Below are 14,687 nucleotides of genomic sequence, written 5' to 3'. Positions count from 1 at the left end.
GAACGGATCGTCATCCACGGGAGCCGGTAGACAACACCCTGTGTGGCAGACGGTTACATCATTGCCGGTCGGCATCTGCAGATGCGTCGAGCGCATCACGAAGCGCTGCCCGCGAGGTGATCCCGAGTTTGGGGAACACCCGGTACAGATGCGACGAGACAGTGCGTGGCGACAGGAACAACCGCTCGGCGATCTGGGGGTTCGACAGACCCGACGCGGCCAGTCTCGCGACCTCGAGCTCCTGCGGGGTGAGTTCCGACCCGGACTGCGCCCGACTCATCCCTGTGGCACGCAGCTCGGTGTTCGCACGATTCTCCCATGAACGAGCGCCGATCTCGGCGAACAACTTCCGCGCAGCGTCCAACTGCCGGCGAGCATCACGTGCCCGACCCTGACGACGAAGAACCTCACCGTACGCGAGGTGCACTCGACCGATCTCGAAGGGCCACTCTTCGAGGCCCGGGATCGTCAGGGTCTCCTCGTGTATCCGTACGGCCTCGTCGGGTTCTGACACCGCCGCACTACACAATCCGGAGATGAGAGCCAATCGCGACGAGATGCGTTCGAGGCCGGCCGACCGGAACGCTTCGGCGTGTGCACGGGCCTCGTCGATCCGCCCGGTGCGCACTGCGGCCTCGATGAGATCTGGTGCAGCCCATACCGCCTCGGGATTGAATCGGGCGAGCTCACCAGGTGTGCACACCTCCACCGCGTGGCGGTGAGCCGTCTCGAAGTCGGCGACTCCGAGTGCCGCCCTGGCCCTGGCGAAGTGGGCACATTTCACGAGCCGGTGCACCCGGCGAGGACCGGACCAGCCCCAGATCCGCTCGCAATGTTCGATGGACTCGTCGAGGTCCCCGCGCTCCGCGGCAGCCATCGCCGCGGCGTAGTGCCCCACCTGGGCCCACAGCGGGTACCCGGTCCTCTCGGACAGTGTGATGAGCTCTGCTGCGGCATCCGACGCCGCTGAAAGCCTTGCAGCATAGAGATGATCGAGGGCAAGGTAGATGAGACCAGGCATGCTCGATCCGACCGCACCGCCGTCACGGATGACCCGCGTTACAGACTCCCGGCATCCGGGCAGGCGATCGACGTACGAGGCGACCAGCGCGGTGCGGATCACGATGTCGGTGTCGGTCTCATCGCGCAGACGGTCGATCGCCGCGTCGAGGCGCCGCAGCTGCTCGTTGTCCATCAAGCCGAGATCATGGTGGACGCGGGCCAGCGTGGCTGCGGATGCCGGTGACGGGTCGGGGAATCGCCCGACGAGGTCCATCAACGGCTGCCAGTACTCGCGACCGCCGAGATAGTCCGCTGCGAGGGTGAGCGTGAAGAGAGCGTCCTCGACGTCGCCGGTGCGCGGACCGTCGACGGACGTCGCAGCCTCGAGCGCCGGCATCAACATGGTGTACGCGGTGTCGGCGTCACCCTCGGTGACGAGGACGAGAAGCGCGGCCGCCGCGGTGGCGCCGATCGGTTGGCCTCCGGGAACACCCTTGATCGCGTCCAACAGTTCATGAGAGGTGTCGAGTTCACCGGCAGTCCAGGCGGCCACGTAGGCGGCCTGCGACAACCGCCGCCTCCCGTCTCCGGCGTCCGGGCTCAACTCCGCCGCCCGCCGCAACATCGCGACCGCGCCACCCGGATCTCCTCGACGCAAGCGGGTCTGGGCCGCCACCTCGACCACCGAGGCCACCGACTCATCAGGAGTGGTCGTCGACTTCGCCAAGTGGACGCCACGACGGTCAGGCCGGTCGACCAGCACGTCCGCGAGGCGCCGGTGCGCGGCGCGCCGCTGCTCTGCGGTGGAACCGTCCACCACCGCCGACCTGACCAGCGGATGCCGGAACCGCATCGTGTGATCGTCCTCCGCGACGATCACCAGGTGATCGCGTTCGGCGGGGGCCAGGTCGTCGAATCCTGCAGGCGCAATTGCCGATTGGAGGATGTGGAGATCGCCGAAACCCTCGAGGGCGGCCAGCAGGAGCAGGTCGCGGGTCCGCTCGGGTAATTGACCGATCCGAGCGCTGAAGAGTGCGTTGACATCTCGGGCCGGCCCGCCCACCCAGCCGGCACGCTCACCCGATGCGCCCGTGGTCCCGGCGAACTCGAGCAGTGCCAGCGGATTGCCCTGCGCGTCGTCGGCCACCGAGGACAGCACTCGCTTGGGCAGATGAGCGAAACGACGCGCGAGGAGGCGGAGGGAGTCCGCATCCGTCAGTGGGGCGACGTCCAGTTCGGCGACGCCGGTCGGCCGGAATGCACCGTCGGGTCCCGACCTCCGGGCCGCCAGAACTCCGATCCGCCGCCCGTGCACCCGCCGGGCGATGAAGCCGATCGCGGCGATGCTCGGTTGATCCACCACGTGCAGATCATCGATCACGAGTAGAAGAGGATCGTCGGCCGCGGCCTCGGCGAACAACCCCAACGCAGCGTTCAGGACAGCTATCTGACTGGGGGCGTTGCCGACTCCGAGACCCAACGCCACCTCGAGAGCAGCGCGCTGGGACTCCGGGAGACGGCCGAGCTCGGCCGCCAGCGGGAGGACCAGCTGATGCAGGACAGCGAAACCGAGCTCGGACTCGAACTCGATGCCGCTCCCGCGGATGACGCGCATACCCGCGTCGGCGGCGGCGTCAACGGCGGCGTCGAGCAACGCCGTCTTGCCGACTCCGGGATCGCCGGTGAGCAGCAAAGCGGCGCCATCGCTCCGGGCGTCGTCGAGAAAGGCTCGGAGCGCGGCGAGTTCGGCGTCCCGTCCGACCAGCCCCGCTCGCGCATCACCCATGGCTGCCATTCCCCGACCTGTTCCCGTCCTACCCGAAGACCACGTCCTACCCGAAGACCACGTCCTGCCCGATGTCCAGATCCGCAGTATCCCACCGGAGCCAGTTGATCGAATCCGTGCCACCCCGGTGCTCGAATCTGCGCCAACAAGTCCACCGGTCGGGACAAATACCGACATGTGCTGGTCCAATCGATCTTTCCCATGATCGGAGTTGGTCGAGACAGGAAGGCCCAACCGATGAGCGTTGAGACGCGGGTCGACGACACCCAGGAACCGCGGGCAGGTCGGCAGGAATGGCTAGGCTTGGGCGTTCTTGCGACGGGCCTGTCGATGATCGTCGTCGACGGCACCATCGTGAACGTCTCGCTGCCCGTCATCATCGACGACCTGAAACTCGATCTCACCGACGCGCAGTGGATCAACAGTCTCTACTCGGTGGTCTTCGCCGCCCTGCTGCTGTCCGCCGGCCGGCTCAGTGACCGGGTGGGACGCCGACTGTTGTTCATCGTCGGTGTGGGCGTGTTCCTCGGCGGCAGCCTCCTGGCAGCACTCGCCGACGACTCGGCGACCCTGATCTTCGCCCGGCTCGTCCAGGGCATCGGCGGCGCATTCGTGCTGCCGTGCACGCTCTCGACCGTCAACGCGACATTCCGGGGCCGTGACCGGGTGATCGCCTTCGCCATCTGGGGATCGGTGATCTCCGGTATGGCGGCGATCGGACCGTTGCTCGGCGGCTGGCTCACCACCGACTTCTCCTGGCGCTGGATCTTCCTCGTCAATGTCCCGATCGGCATCCTCGTCGTCATCGGCGCGATGCTCGTGGTCCCCGAGACCAAGGCCGAGATCTCCGTACCGGGACTCGACATCGTCGGGTTGTTGCTCAGCATGATCGGTTTCGGCGCGCTGATCTTCGCCCTCATCGAAGGCCAGAGCATCGGATGGTGGACCCCGACTGCCGACCTGAAGCTCCCCGGCATGACGTGGTCGACCGACGCACCGGTCTCCGCGACACCGGTCATGGTCGTGGTCGGTCTCGCAGCGCTTGCGGCGTTCATCGTCTGGGAACGCCATCGCGCCCGGGTGCAGCGATCCGCGATCCTCGACCTGTCCCTGTTCCGGTACCGCACCTTCAGCTGGGGCAACTTCACCGCGACCACGGTCGCGATCGGCGAGTTCGGTCTGCTGCTCGTGCTGCCGCTGTTCCTGGTCAACGCGTACGGTCTCAGCACTCTCGGCGCCGGTTACGTCCTGGCGGTGATGGCGCTCGGCGCCTTCGCCTCCGGTGGCGCCGCCCGGCACGTGGCGGGCCGATTCGGCGCACCTCGGACCGTGATGATCGGTCTCGGTCTCGAGGTGATCGGCGTCCTGGCCTTCGCGTTCTATCTGCGTCCCTCGTCGTCCGCCTGGGTGCTGGCGCTCCTGCTCGCCGTCTACGGCGCGGGCCTCGGACTCGCGTCGGCCCAGCTGACCGGCACGGTCCTCGTCGACATCCCCACCGAAGAATCCGGCCAGGGATCGGCGACCCAGAGCACGGCCCGCCAGCTCGGCGCGGCACTCGGCACCGCGATCCTGGGCACGGTCCTCTCGCTGGGTCTCGCGCACAGCCTCACCGACCGGCTCGAACCGGTCGCGCTGCCGGCTCAGGTGTCGGCACCACTGGTCGACGCCACCCGCGATTCCGCGGGCAGCACCATTCCGAGCATCCGCGACGAAGGTGATCGCGGCCGGCTCGGAGCCGAGGGCCCGGAGGTCGCCGACGCCTTGTCGGACGGTTTCGCCGACGCCACCCGCTGGTCGCTGTTCGTGGCCGCCGGTTTCCTGTTCGCCGGTCTCGTGACCTCAACCCAGTTGCAGACCCGGCGTCGTCCCGCGAGCTAGCGGGGTCGGCCCAGTTCTCGCGGCGGATGTCCGTACCCGCGAGGCGCATTCGTGGCGTCGGCGGTCTCCACCGCGGTGACGGCACCCGACGACGCGAGCACCACTCCGCCGCCGACTGCAGCGATGAAGGCGACGATTGCGACCGGTCCCCAGCCGGCGCGCGTTACGTCGCCGAGGAAGGCGATGCCGACCGCGCCCGGGAGCACCGTCTGCCCGACAACGAGAGCTGCCGCGGCACCGTTCACCGAGCCGGTCTGCAGTGCCACGGTGAACAGGTAGAAGCCGCCGATCCCGCTGAGCAGCAACCCATACAGAGCCGGGTCGGTGAACAGCACGGTGAGGTCGAGGGGGTCGATGCCGTCCAGGATTCGAGACGCCACCGCCATCACACCGAACACCGCGCCGGCGATGAGACCGGTGACCGTGGCGATGTGGGTCTTCAAGCGGCGCATCACGATCAGGCCGAGGAGGATCAGCGCGGGCCCGGCGACCAGCACGGCCCAGCGCATCCATGCGGTGTGGTCCACCCCCTCGCGGCCTGCCGACACCGCCAACAGGATCAACGAAGCCACGACCACCGCACCGGCGATCCAATCACGCATGGTGAGGCCGACTTTCAGCACGACCATGGCGAGCAGTGCCGTGGCGACCAGCCGGGCCGAGATGATGGTCTGCGACAGGAACAGTGGGATGAGCCGCGCCGACATGATCGTCGCGATGAACCCGATGATGTCGAAGACGAACCCCACCAGGAACGGCACCGTCAGCATGGTCAGCGCGGTGGACTTCAGCGACGGGTGGGCCGCCGCGGACCGTCGACGCTCCTCACGAATGGCGGCGCGCTGCGAGACCTGCTCGGCGCCGAGCGCCTGCAGGACGGCCGCGGCGGCGAACGCCAGCGCACCGATCACCGCGATGACGATCCCGCTGGTCATGACGCAGGCTCAGATCAACGAGGTGTGAGAACGTCGGTGCCGACGAACTTCGCGAGCTCGGGCGGCAGTTTCACCGAACCGTCGGGCTGCTGGTGGTTCTCGAGGATGGCCACCAGCCAGCGGGTCGTCGCGAGCGTGCCGTTGAGCGTCGCCGCGGTCTGCGGCTTCCCGTTCTCGTCTCGGTAGCGGATCGAGAGGCGACGGGCCTGGAACGTCGTGCAGTTCGACGTCGACGTGAGCTCCCGGTAGGTGTTCTGCGTGGGAACCCATGCCTCACAGTCGAACTTGCGCGCGGCCGACGACCCGAGATCGCCACCGGCGACGTCGATGACGCGGTAGGGCACGTCGATCGCGGCCAGCATGTCCTTCTCCCAGCCCAGCAGACGCTGGTGCTCGGCCTCGGCGTCCTCGGGCTTGCAGTAGATGAAGCCCTCGACCTTGTCGAACTGGTGCACGCGAATGATGCCGCGGGTGTCCTTGCCGTAGCTGCCGGCCTCGCGGCGGAAGCAGGTCGACCAGCCGGCGTACCGCTTCGGACCGTCGGACAGGTCCAGGATCTCGTCCATGTGGTAACCGGCGAGCGGCACCTCCGAGGTGCCGACCAGGTACAGGTCGTCGTCCTTGTCGAGGTGGTAGACCTCGTCGGCGTGGGCGCCGAGGAAGCCGGTGCCCTCCATGACCTCCGGCCGCACCAGGACGGGCGGGACCATCAGCGTGAAGCCGTTGGCGGCAGCCTTCTGCGCGGCCATGTTGAGCAGGCCGAGCTGCAGGAAGGCGCCTTGTCCGGTGAGGAAGTAGAACCGCGAACCCGACACCTTGGCGCCGCGTTCCATGTCGAGCAGGCCGAGCGACTCACCCAGCTCGAGGTGATCCTTCGGGTTCTCGATCTCGCGGGGCTCACCCACGTGCTCGAGGACCACGTAGTCGTCCTCGCCGCCGGCGGGAGCCTCGGGCGCGACGATGTTGGAGATCGCGCGGTGCGCCTTCGCGGCGGCCTCGTCGGCCTCGGACTGACGCGCGACCGCGGCCTTGACCTGCTCGGCGAGTTCCTTGCCCTTGGCGAGCAGCGCCTGCTTCTCGTCGCCCTGCGCCTTACCGACCTGTTTCCCCAGAGCCTTCTGCTCGGATCGCAACGTGTCGGCGTCGACGATGGCCGCACGACGGGCCGCGTCGGCATCGAGCAGGGCATCCACCAGGCCGGGATCCTCGCCGCGGGTGCGCTGCGAGGCACGGACCAGATCCGGGTCGTCACGAACAATCTTCAGGTCGATCACGCCTTCAAACCCTACTGGAGCGCGCGATGCGAACCCGATCACGCCACCGAAGTGAAACCCGGGCCCGGCCCGCGGGTCAGCTCCAGAGCGCCCGGAGATCGTCGCGACCGAACATCGCGGCGGCGTCGGCGGCCGACGGGGTGCCGCCGTGCGGGTCGGCCCCGGCGTCGACGAGCAGCCCGACCACATCGTCGAATCCCTTGAACACCGCACCGGCCAGCGGGGTCTGCCCGCGGTCGTTGGCGAGGTCGGGATCGGCGCCGCGAGACAGCAGAACCGTGACTGCCGATGCGTGGCCGTGATAGGCCGCGAGCATCAGCAGCGAGTCGCCGGACTGGTTGCGCAGGTTCACCGGCACCCCGGCGTCGACGTACCCGCCCAGCGTGGCGGCGTCGCCGGAGCGGGCCATCTCGAACAGTCGGGTGGCCAGTTCGACCAGCTCGGGGTCCGGTGGGGCGTCGGGGCCGGGTGCGGGAGAGGAATCGGCGGGCATCACCGAGAGTGTAGGCAGCCCTCGCCGCGCGACCCGTTGTCCGCATCGGCTGATGCGGGTGTGCCCGGCCGGATCGACCAGGCATGATGGATCCCGATGAACGAGCCCGACCCTGACCGCGACCAGCCCGACCACGACGCGCCCGACGCAATCGACGACGACTTCACCGCCGTCGATCCGGTCGAACCGCGCGACGAGCCGGTCCAGGCCGCCACCCGGCCCCCGCGGTCCGCCACGCGCAATCCCGTCTTCGTCGTCCTGGCCGCCATCGTCGTCGGCGCACTCGTCGCCGGCGGTATCGCCTTCGCGATGGGTGTCTTCGACGACTCCGGCAGCGTGGGCGGCAGCAAGGTCGGCGAGGGCGAACGCCTCGTCCAGAACGCCTTCACCCAATCGGTGGCCGGCGACTGTCTGGACTGGCCCGAGGGCAACCCCGGACAGCCGACCGCGGTCGAATGCGCGCAGAAGCACCGCTTCGAGGTGGCCGGCGGCATCGACACCTCCCTCATCCCCGGCGTCGAGTTCGGCGAGGACGCGCTATGGCCCGGGCCCGAACGCTTCGCCGCCATTCGCGACGAACAGTGCCCGGTCATCGTCGACCAGTACCTCGACGGCCGCCTCGACCCGCAGGGCCGCTTCTCGGTCGGCATGATGTACCCGTCGCAGGCCCAGTGGGACAAAGGCGCCCGGCAGTTGCGTTGCGGAGTCCAGGAAGACGGCGCCGACGGTCAGCCCGTGCAGTTCTCCGGCCGCGTCGCCGACCAGAACCAGTCGTATGTGTGGCCCGAGGGCACCTGCATCGGCATCGATCCGGAGAACCGCAACCCCACCGGTTTCCCGGTGAACTGCGCGGAGCCGCACGCCTTCCAGACCACCGGCATCGTCGACCTCGCGGTCCGCTTCGGCGACCGGATGTCGAACAAGCCGTGGCCCGCGACCGGCGCCCAGAACAACTACCTCGGCACGATCTGCCCGAAGCAGGCCGAACGCTTCGCCGGTGGCGCAGATGCCCTCGACAAGACCACGCTCAACGTCCAGTGGTCGGTTCTCAGCGAGCCGAGCTGGCTCGCCGGCAGCCGAAAGGTGGTCTGCTATCTCGGCCTGCCCGACAAGCGCGGCGGATTCGCCACCCTCGTCGGCGATGTCAAGGACGGCGCGCTGCTGATCAACGGCAAGGCTCCGGTCCCACCGCCCGCCGCTCCGCCCGGTCGCGCCCTCCCGACGCCGGTGCCGCTCCCGCCGGGAATCGCACCGAACCCCGACCAGGCCCCCGCACCGGCAGGCTGACCCATGGCCGTCCCGATGTCCGACGACGAGTTCGACGGGCTGGTCTCCGACGCACTGGACACCATCCCGTCGGAGCTCACCGGCGCGATGAACAACGTCGTCATCCTCGTCGAGCCGTACAACCCCGAGGAACCCGACATCCTCGGGCTCTACCAGGGCGTGGCGCTGACCCTGCGCGACCACGACTACGGCGGATTCCTGCCGGACACCATCACGATCTACCGGGACCCGATCCTGGCGATGTGCAATTCGCGGGACGAGGTGGTGCACGAGGTCGCGGTCACCGTCATGCACGAGATCGCCCACCACTTCGGGATCGACGACGCCTGGCTGCACGCCAACGGCTGGGGTTAGAACCCACTCCCCGAACCCCAGGTCAGGCGGGATGTTTCATCGTGGCCGGAATGCGGAATACCGAGATTCCGATGTCCAGCCCACATCCAGGAGTTCCGCCATGTCCACCGATGCCATCGTCATCCTGAAGGACGACCACAAAGAGATCCGCAAGCTCTTCCGCGACTTCAGGTCCCAGGGCCCGAACGCCACCAAGACCAAGGGCAAGATCGTCGACAAGATCATCGAGGCCCTCACCGTGCACACCTACATCGAGAACGAGTGCATGTATCCCGAGATCCGCAAGCGGGTGCCCGATCTCGAGGACGACATCCTCGAGTCCTACGAAGAGCACCACGTCGCCGACGTCCTCGTCGTCGAGCTCGCCGCGCTGAAGCCGGACTCCGAGCGGTTCGACGCCAAGACGACCGTGCTGATCGAGAACGTCGAGCACCACATCGAGGAAGAAGAGGACGAGTGGTTCCCGAAGGTGCGGGAAGCCCTCGGCCGCAAGGATCTCCAGGAGATCGGTGAAGAGATGCTCCGACTCAAGGAGAAGGCACCACGACGCCCCTCTCAGCCGTCGGCGTTGAAGAAGACGGTCGACGCGATCATCAAATAGCGGCTAGCCCATGGGGTCGTCGACCAGCGGCTCGTCGACCCGTTCGAAAGGTGCGGTCTCGGCTCCCCAGCGGTGGCAGACCCAGATGCCGTCGGTGTACTCGAGTTCGATCGAGCCGGTGTTGCCCAGGTGCGTCGCCGCGGCGAAGCGCGAGTCGATCCCGGCCAGGCGCGCCGCGATGAGGCGGATCGCCGCACCGTGGCTGACCAGGAACACATCGCGGGGCTCGGTTCCGGTCAGGTACGAGCGGGCGAGGTCCTCGACGGTCGGGATGTAGCGGTCGTAGACCATCGCGAGCGACTCCCCGCCGGGGATGCGCACGTCGAGGTCGCCGGCATGCCACTTCTCCATGACGTCATGGAAGACGTCGTGGGCCTCACGGTCGCTGCGATCCTCGAGCTCACCGGCCTGGACCTCGTGCACGCCGTCGACGGCTTCGGTGTGGACGTCCCACACCGTGCTGATCAGTTCGGCGGTCTGCCGGGCGCGCCGGGCCTGTGAGCTGAACAGGACCGCCTCGCGTTCCGGTCGATTCTCGAGACCGAATCGAACACCTTGTCGGGCACCGAAATCGGTGAGCGCGGCGCCCGGCAGCGCGGTGTCGAGCCGGCGCATGACGTTCGCAGTGGTCTCGCCGTGCCGGACGAGATGCAGGCGCGCCATCAGGCCTCTCCCTGTCGCAGCGACTCGATCCAGGCCAGCGAGTCGGCGTGGTCGGGTGGCGCCGATCCCGTCGTCCGTACCGCGGGCCACGAACCGAGGTAGACGACCCGTTCGCACCGGCGGTACAGCGCCGCAAGGGCTTCCGCGACCGCGGCGTCGTCGATGTGGCCGACGGCGTCGAGGAAGAACCGGTAGCGCCCGGCGATGGCTCGGCCCTCCGCCTCGTCGCGCTGCGGTCGGGATTCGATGCGCGTGAGATCGATGCCCCGCGAGGCGAATTCGTTCATCGCGTTCATCAGGCTGCCGGGTTCGTTGGACAGGTCGAGAATCACCGACGTGCGGTCGGTACCGGTCCGGCGCGTCGGGGCCGCGGGGCGTCCGAGGACGAGGAACCGCGTGGTGGCCTCCTTCGCGTCGCAGACGCCATCGGCGATCACAGTCAGATCCGACAGCCTCGCGGCGAGACCGGTCGTCACCGCGGCGTCGGCCTTGCCGGACGCGACGTCCAACGCAGCCGCGGCATTCGATCCGGAGGTCACGAACTCCGCGTTCGGGAAGAGCTTGGCCACCGATTGCCGGACCTGCGCGGCGGCTACCGGGTACGCCGCGATGGTGCGGACGTCCTCGGGGGCGAGCTCGCCGCTCGCGGCGATCGCGAACTCGATGTCGAGGACGGTCTCGGCGAACACCTGCACGCGCCCGTCGGTACCCGACCGCGCCGGCGGTACGAGGGCGTCCATCGTCACCGGGACCGACCCCTCGAGCGAACTCTCGATGGGCACACAGCCGTAGTCGGCCTCGCCGCTGCGCACCATCGCGATGGCGGCAGCCGGGCTCGAGGCGTCGACCTTGGTCACCTCACCCGAGAGGTCGAGACCCCCGAGTGCGGGGTCATGGGCCGCGATGGCCGCGTCGAGTGCCATCTCGGTGAAGGTTCCGGGCGGGCCGAAGTAGGCGATCACAGGCACCACACGAGCCTAGTGGACGCGCGTGACCACACCGGACAGGCCGCAAGGCCCGGAAGCCGACGGTCCGCGGACCCATTGACGATCGCGCCACCGATATTTAGGTTAGGGTTACCTTTCAAGAGCCGACGAGCACTGCAGCCGCCCGCGCCGACCGGAGAGACAACATGACGCGTACGACGACCGACCGACCCACGGATGCCGAGATGATCCAGACGGCCTGCCGCCGAGGGGGCTCCGCCATCCTCGCCGTCGAGGGCGCCGACACGACTCCGATCGACGTCATCCATCTCTTCGAGTCGCAGGCCTTCGTCCTCGTCCCCACCGACGGCGAGGCGATGGCAGCCATCTGCGGCACCGAAGGCACACCTGCGATGCTCGAGGTCACCGACTGGGCGCCCATCGACCTTCGCGAACGAGTCCGGTCGGTCGTCTGGCTCAACGGCACACTCCACGAGGTCCCCCGTGACCTCGAACGCGACCTCGCCATCGAGATCGCCGGCGAACACCCCGACGACGGCCTGCTTGACATCGGCCACGGCGCATCGATGCTCCGCCTCCAGGTCGATTCCGCAGTGCTGGCATCCAGCTCCGGCGCGACGTCGGTGTCGGCCGCCGAACTGGCCGACGCCCAACCCGATCCGTTCTGGGAGTGCGAGGCCGGTTGGCTCGAACACCTCGACGCCGACCATGCCGATCTCGTCGGTCAACTGGCCCGCAAGCTGCCCACCGACCTGCGCCAGGGCCGCGTACGCCCCCTCGGCCTCGACCGCTTCGGCATCCGGTTCCGCATCGAGGGCCTCGACGGCGACTCCGACGTCCGGCTGCCCTTCCCCCGCCCGGTGACCGATGTCTTCGAACTGTCCCGGGCTCTCCGCAACCTCGCCGGTTGCCCGTTCCTGAACTCGATGCCCGACTGACGCTCGCACCTCAGGGAGCGAGAAGGGGTTCTAGGCTGACCGCCATGACCCTGCGCGAGTACTTGCGGCCGTCGCCCCACGGCATCCCGGTGGTCACCGACCGCGTCGAGCGTCGCGGTCTGATCGCCGAACTCGTCATCGTCGGCGTCCTGACGTTCGCGTTCTCCGCGGTCTCGGCCGCGCTCGCACTCCTCGAAGCCCAGTTGGCCGGCGGCATCGGCGGGACGACCGTCGCACTCAACCCCAGCCGCTCCGACCTCGCCCTCATCGACGCCGCGCGTCAGTTGCTGAGCATCCTGCGACTGTTCGCCATCGCCGCGCTCGGCGTGTACCTGCTGTGGCGCAGCGGACTCGGGCTGTCGCGCGTCGGCCTCGGCCGCTGGACCCCGCGACGAGACGTGCCCGCGGGACTCGTCCTCGCCGCCGTCATCGGCATCCCCGGTCTCGCGCTGGTGGCGGTCGCCCGCGCCTTCGGACTCAACGCGAGTCTCGTTCCCAGCCAGGCGGACACCTGGTGGGAATGGCCGGTGCTCATCCTCATCGCGATCGGTAACGCGGCCGCCGAGGAGATCGTGGTGGTCGCCTACTTCATCACCCGACTCCGCCAGCTCGGCGTCTCGGACGCCAAGTCACTCGCCGCCAGCGCTGTCCTCCGCGGCGGCTACCACCTGTACCAGGGCTTCGGCGCCGGTCTCGGCAACGTGGTGATGGGCGTCGTCTACGGCCGCTTCTACCAGGTCACCGGCCGTGCGTGGCCGCTCGTCATCGCGCACGGCGTCATCGACGTCGTCGCTTTCATCGGCTACGCACTGCTGCGCGATCACCTCTCCTGGGTCGGCTGACCCCCGAACCGCCTCAGTCGCGAGCCTCGGTGTGCTTGCCCGAACCGGTGGCACGGGCCAGACCGAAGAGCGCCAGACCGACGAGCATCAGGATGCCCGCGCGCAACCAGGTCTCCGCACTCTGCTGCGTCAGCAGCACGATGCACGTCACGATGGCCAGTACCGGCACGATCGTCCACGCCCGGAAGTGGTCGGTGTCGGCGCGGTCGCGTCGGAGCACCAGGACTGCGATGTTGGTGCTGAGGAAGACGAACAGCAACAGCAGCACCACGGTCTCGGCGAGCGCGGCCACCGAACCGGTCGCCGAGAGCACCATCGCGATGGCGGTGGTGGCGATGATCGACGCCCAGGGCGTACGACGCCCCGGTAGGACCTTCGCGAGCGCCGAAGGCAGCAGTCCATCGCGGGCCATGCCGAACGTCAGACGCGACGCCATGATCATCGTGAGCAGCGCACCGTTGGCCACCGCGATCAGGGCGATCAGCGAGAACAGCTTGTCGGGCACACCGACGTCGGCGATCGTGACCACCTCGAGCAGCGGACCCGACGAGCCGGCGAGCTCGTCCGGCGCCACCACGGTCGAGACCGCGAGGCCCACGAGCACGTAGACGACACCCGCGGTGATGAGCGCGCCGAACAGTGCCTTCGGGTAGACCCGTCGGACGTTGCGGACCTCCTCGGCCACGTTCGCCGACGTCTCGAAGCCCACGAACGAGTAGTAGGCGAGCAACGCCGCACTGAGTACCGCCAGCGCGGGGGTCGTCGAACTGTCGAACTCGAACACGCGATGCGGTTCGCCGTCTCCCCGGCCGAGGACAACCGCGGCCAGGACGACGACGAGCACCAGACCCGACACCTCGACGACCGTCATCACGACGTTGGCGCGCACCGACTCGCTGATGCCACGCGCGTTGAGTGCCGCGATCGCGACCAGGAAGACGAGAGCCGTGGCTGTCGTGGGCACGTCCAGGAAGGTCTTGAAATAGTCACCGGCGAACGCCAGCGCCAGACCCGCGGCGCTGGTGACACCGGCGGCCAGCATGCAGAACCCCACCAGGAACGAGACCAGCGACGACCGATAGGCCTGCTGCGCGAAGACCGCCGCGCCGCCCGCCTGGGGGTACTTGGTGACCAGCTCCGCATACGACCCCGCCGTCAGCAACGCCATGACGAGGGCCACCACGAGCGGCACCCAGATGGCACCGCCCACCTCGCCGGCGATCTCGCCCACGAGCGCATAGATGCCGGCGCCCAGCACGTCGCCGAGAATGAACAGGAACAGCATCTTGCCGGAGATCGCGCGCCGGAGCGGGGTGCGATCGTCACCGGTCTCGGTGTCGGGCCGTGCGGCCACATCGTCGGTCATGGCGACCCGGATACCCCGTCGCGGGCCGATCATTCCTGTGATCTGCGCCGAATCCGTGCCGAACACCGGCGCATGCGTACATTGGTTGGGATGAACGAGCAGGACCCGCCGATCATTCGGCGCGGTCGACCGGGGCCACAGGTACCGCCCGGGCGGCCGGCGGGGGGCACACCACCACGTCAGGGACCTCCTCCCGGTGCACCCCATCGACCCCACCCACAGGGTCCCGCTCCCGCCGCACACCCGCAGGCCATGCCGCGCATCCCCGCGCACGGCCCCCCACCGCGTCGGGCGCCCGGCCCTGCCCCGGCAGCCGGCCCC

The 14,687-nt window shown here is 68.6% G+C and carries 13 protein-coding genes; 6 read left to right on the top strand and 7 right to left on the bottom strand.

Annotated features, from left to right (window positions below; translation table 11 throughout):
• Positions 1-58: 58 nt before the first annotated feature.
• On the bottom strand, positions 59-2,797 hold the full coding sequence (locus tag GONAM_RS17345) for an ATP-binding protein (RefSeq protein WP_006868062.1): 2,739 nt from the start codon (positions 2,795-2,797) through the stop codon (positions 59-61).
• Between the two features lie 228 nt (positions 2,798-3,025).
• Between GONAM_RS17345 and GONAM_RS17340 the strand changes: the two genes are divergently transcribed.
• A complete protein-coding gene (locus GONAM_RS17340; RefSeq protein ID WP_006868061.1) occupies positions 3,026-4,666 on the top strand; it encodes a DHA2 family efflux MFS transporter permease subunit in 1,641 nt (546 codons plus the stop codon).
• On the opposite strand, the gene GONAM_RS17335 is transcribed toward GONAM_RS17340, so the two are convergent.
• From GONAM_RS17335 to GONAM_RS17325, 3 genes are all read right to left on the bottom strand, one after another.
• Positions 4,663-5,601, bottom strand: a complete 939-nt coding sequence (locus GONAM_RS17335) for a hypothetical protein (RefSeq protein WP_006868060.1) — start codon at positions 5,599-5,601, stop codon at positions 4,663-4,665. The genes GONAM_RS17340 and GONAM_RS17335 overlap by 4 nt on opposite strands.
• Before the next feature lie 14 nt (positions 5,602-5,615).
• Entirely contained in the window at positions 5,616-6,875 is a 1,260-nt protein-coding gene (serS, locus tag GONAM_RS17330; protein WP_006868059.1) for a serine--tRNA ligase, read from the bottom strand.
• Between the two features lie 76 nt (positions 6,876-6,951).
• On the bottom strand, positions 6,952-7,368 hold the full coding sequence (locus GONAM_RS17325) for an ankyrin repeat domain-containing protein (RefSeq protein WP_006868058.1): 417 nt from the start codon (positions 7,366-7,368) through the stop codon (positions 6,952-6,954).
• Positions 7,369-7,464: 96 nt separating this feature from the next.
• Here GONAM_RS17325 and GONAM_RS17320 point away from each other — a divergent pair, with 96 nt between their 5' ends.
• The 3 genes from GONAM_RS17320 to GONAM_RS17310 all read left to right on the top strand — a co-directional run bounded on the left by GONAM_RS17320 (position 7,465) and on the right by GONAM_RS17310 (position 9,610).
• The gene (locus GONAM_RS17320; protein WP_006868057.1) at positions 7,465-8,655 is read left to right on the top strand and encodes a septum formation family protein; all 1,191 of its coding nucleotides are present in this window, start codon (positions 7,465-7,467) and stop codon (positions 8,653-8,655) included.
• 3 nt (positions 8,656-8,658) lie between these two features.
• On the top strand, positions 8,659-9,009 hold the full coding sequence (locus tag GONAM_RS17315) for a metallopeptidase family protein (protein ID WP_005199266.1): 351 nt from the start codon (positions 8,659-8,661) through the stop codon (positions 9,007-9,009).
• A gap of 100 nt (positions 9,010-9,109) precedes the next feature.
• On the top strand, positions 9,110-9,610 hold the full coding sequence (locus GONAM_RS17310) for a hemerythrin domain-containing protein (protein WP_006868056.1): 501 nt from the start codon (positions 9,110-9,112) through the stop codon (positions 9,608-9,610).
• A 3-nt stretch (positions 9,611-9,613) separates the two neighbouring features.
• Here GONAM_RS17310 and GONAM_RS17305 read toward each other — a convergent pair whose 3' ends face one another.
• Positions 9,614-10,273, bottom strand: a complete 660-nt coding sequence (locus GONAM_RS17305) for a histidine phosphatase family protein (protein ID WP_006868055.1) — start codon at positions 10,271-10,273, stop codon at positions 9,614-9,616.
• Positions 10,273-11,244 (bottom strand): prephenate dehydratase, encoded by a 972-nt coding sequence (gene pheA, locus GONAM_RS17300; protein WP_006868054.1) that lies wholly within the window; start codon positions 11,242-11,244, stop codon positions 10,273-10,275. Before pheA ends, GONAM_RS17305 begins: the two co-directional genes overlap by 1 nt.
• Before the next feature lie 161 nt (positions 11,245-11,405).
• Between pheA and GONAM_RS17295 the strand changes: the two genes are divergently transcribed.
• Together GONAM_RS17295 and GONAM_RS17290 are read left to right on the top strand one after the other, a co-directional pair.
• Positions 11,406-12,158 carry a DUF2470 domain-containing protein gene (locus tag GONAM_RS17295; protein ID WP_040536818.1) on the top strand — a complete coding sequence of 251 codons (753 nt, stop codon included), beginning with the start codon at positions 11,406-11,408 and terminating at the stop codon, positions 12,156-12,158.
• Between the two features lie 44 nt (positions 12,159-12,202).
• A complete protein-coding gene (locus GONAM_RS17290) occupies positions 12,203-13,000 on the top strand; it encodes a CPBP family intramembrane glutamic endopeptidase (RefSeq protein WP_006868052.1) in 798 nt (265 codons plus the stop codon).
• 13 nt (positions 13,001-13,013) lie between these two features.
• Here GONAM_RS17290 and GONAM_RS17285 read toward each other — a convergent pair whose 3' ends face one another.
• Positions 13,014-14,366 (bottom strand): APC family permease, encoded by a 1,353-nt coding sequence (locus GONAM_RS17285; protein ID WP_040536820.1) that lies wholly within the window; start codon positions 14,364-14,366, stop codon positions 13,014-13,016.
• Between the last annotated feature and the right edge of the window lie 321 nt (positions 14,367-14,687).

This window comes from Gordonia namibiensis NBRC 108229 (assembly GCF_000298235.1).
Classification (GTDB): Bacteria; Actinomycetota; Actinomycetes; order Mycobacteriales; family Mycobacteriaceae; genus Gordonia; species Gordonia namibiensis.
Note: the sequence above shows the minus strand (reverse complement) of the source record. Positions and strands in the feature narration are given on the sequence as shown.

What these genes read in the sequence shown, in the direction of transcription:
- GONAM_RS17345 (WP_006868062.1), bottom strand. Translation starts at nt 2,797, where the DNA reads ATGGCAGCCATGGGTGATGCGCGAGCGGGGCTGGTCGGACGGGACGCC.
- GONAM_RS17340 (WP_006868061.1), top strand. Translation starts at nt 3,026, where the DNA reads ATGAGCGTTGAGACGCGGGTCGACGACACCCAGGAACCGCGGGCAGGT.
- GONAM_RS17335 (WP_006868060.1), bottom strand. Translation starts at nt 5,601, where the DNA reads ATGACCAGCGGGATCGTCATCGCGGTGATCGGTGCGCTGGCGTTCGCC.
- GONAM_RS17325 (WP_006868058.1), bottom strand. Translation starts at nt 7,368, where the DNA reads ATGCCCGCCGATTCCTCTCCCGCACCCGGCCCCGACGCCCCACCGGAC.
- GONAM_RS17320 (WP_006868057.1), top strand. Translation starts at nt 7,465, where the DNA reads ATGAACGAGCCCGACCCTGACCGCGACCAGCCCGACCACGACGCGCCC.
- GONAM_RS17315 (WP_005199266.1), top strand. Translation starts at nt 8,659, where the DNA reads ATGGCCGTCCCGATGTCCGACGACGAGTTCGACGGGCTGGTCTCCGAC.
- GONAM_RS17310 (WP_006868056.1), top strand. Translation starts at nt 9,110, where the DNA reads ATGTCCACCGATGCCATCGTCATCCTGAAGGACGACCACAAAGAGATC.
- GONAM_RS17305 (WP_006868055.1), bottom strand. Translation starts at nt 10,273, where the DNA reads ATGGCGCGCCTGCATCTCGTCCGGCACGGCGAGACCACTGCGAACGTC.
- GONAM_RS17295 (WP_040536818.1), top strand. Translation starts at nt 11,406, where the DNA reads ATGACGCGTACGACGACCGACCGACCCACGGATGCCGAGATGATCCAG.
- GONAM_RS17290 (WP_006868052.1), top strand. Translation starts at nt 12,203, where the DNA reads ATGACCCTGCGCGAGTACTTGCGGCCGTCGCCCCACGGCATCCCGGTG.
- GONAM_RS17285 (WP_040536820.1), bottom strand. Translation starts at nt 14,366, where the DNA reads ATGACCGACGATGTGGCCGCACGGCCCGACACCGAGACCGGTGACGAT.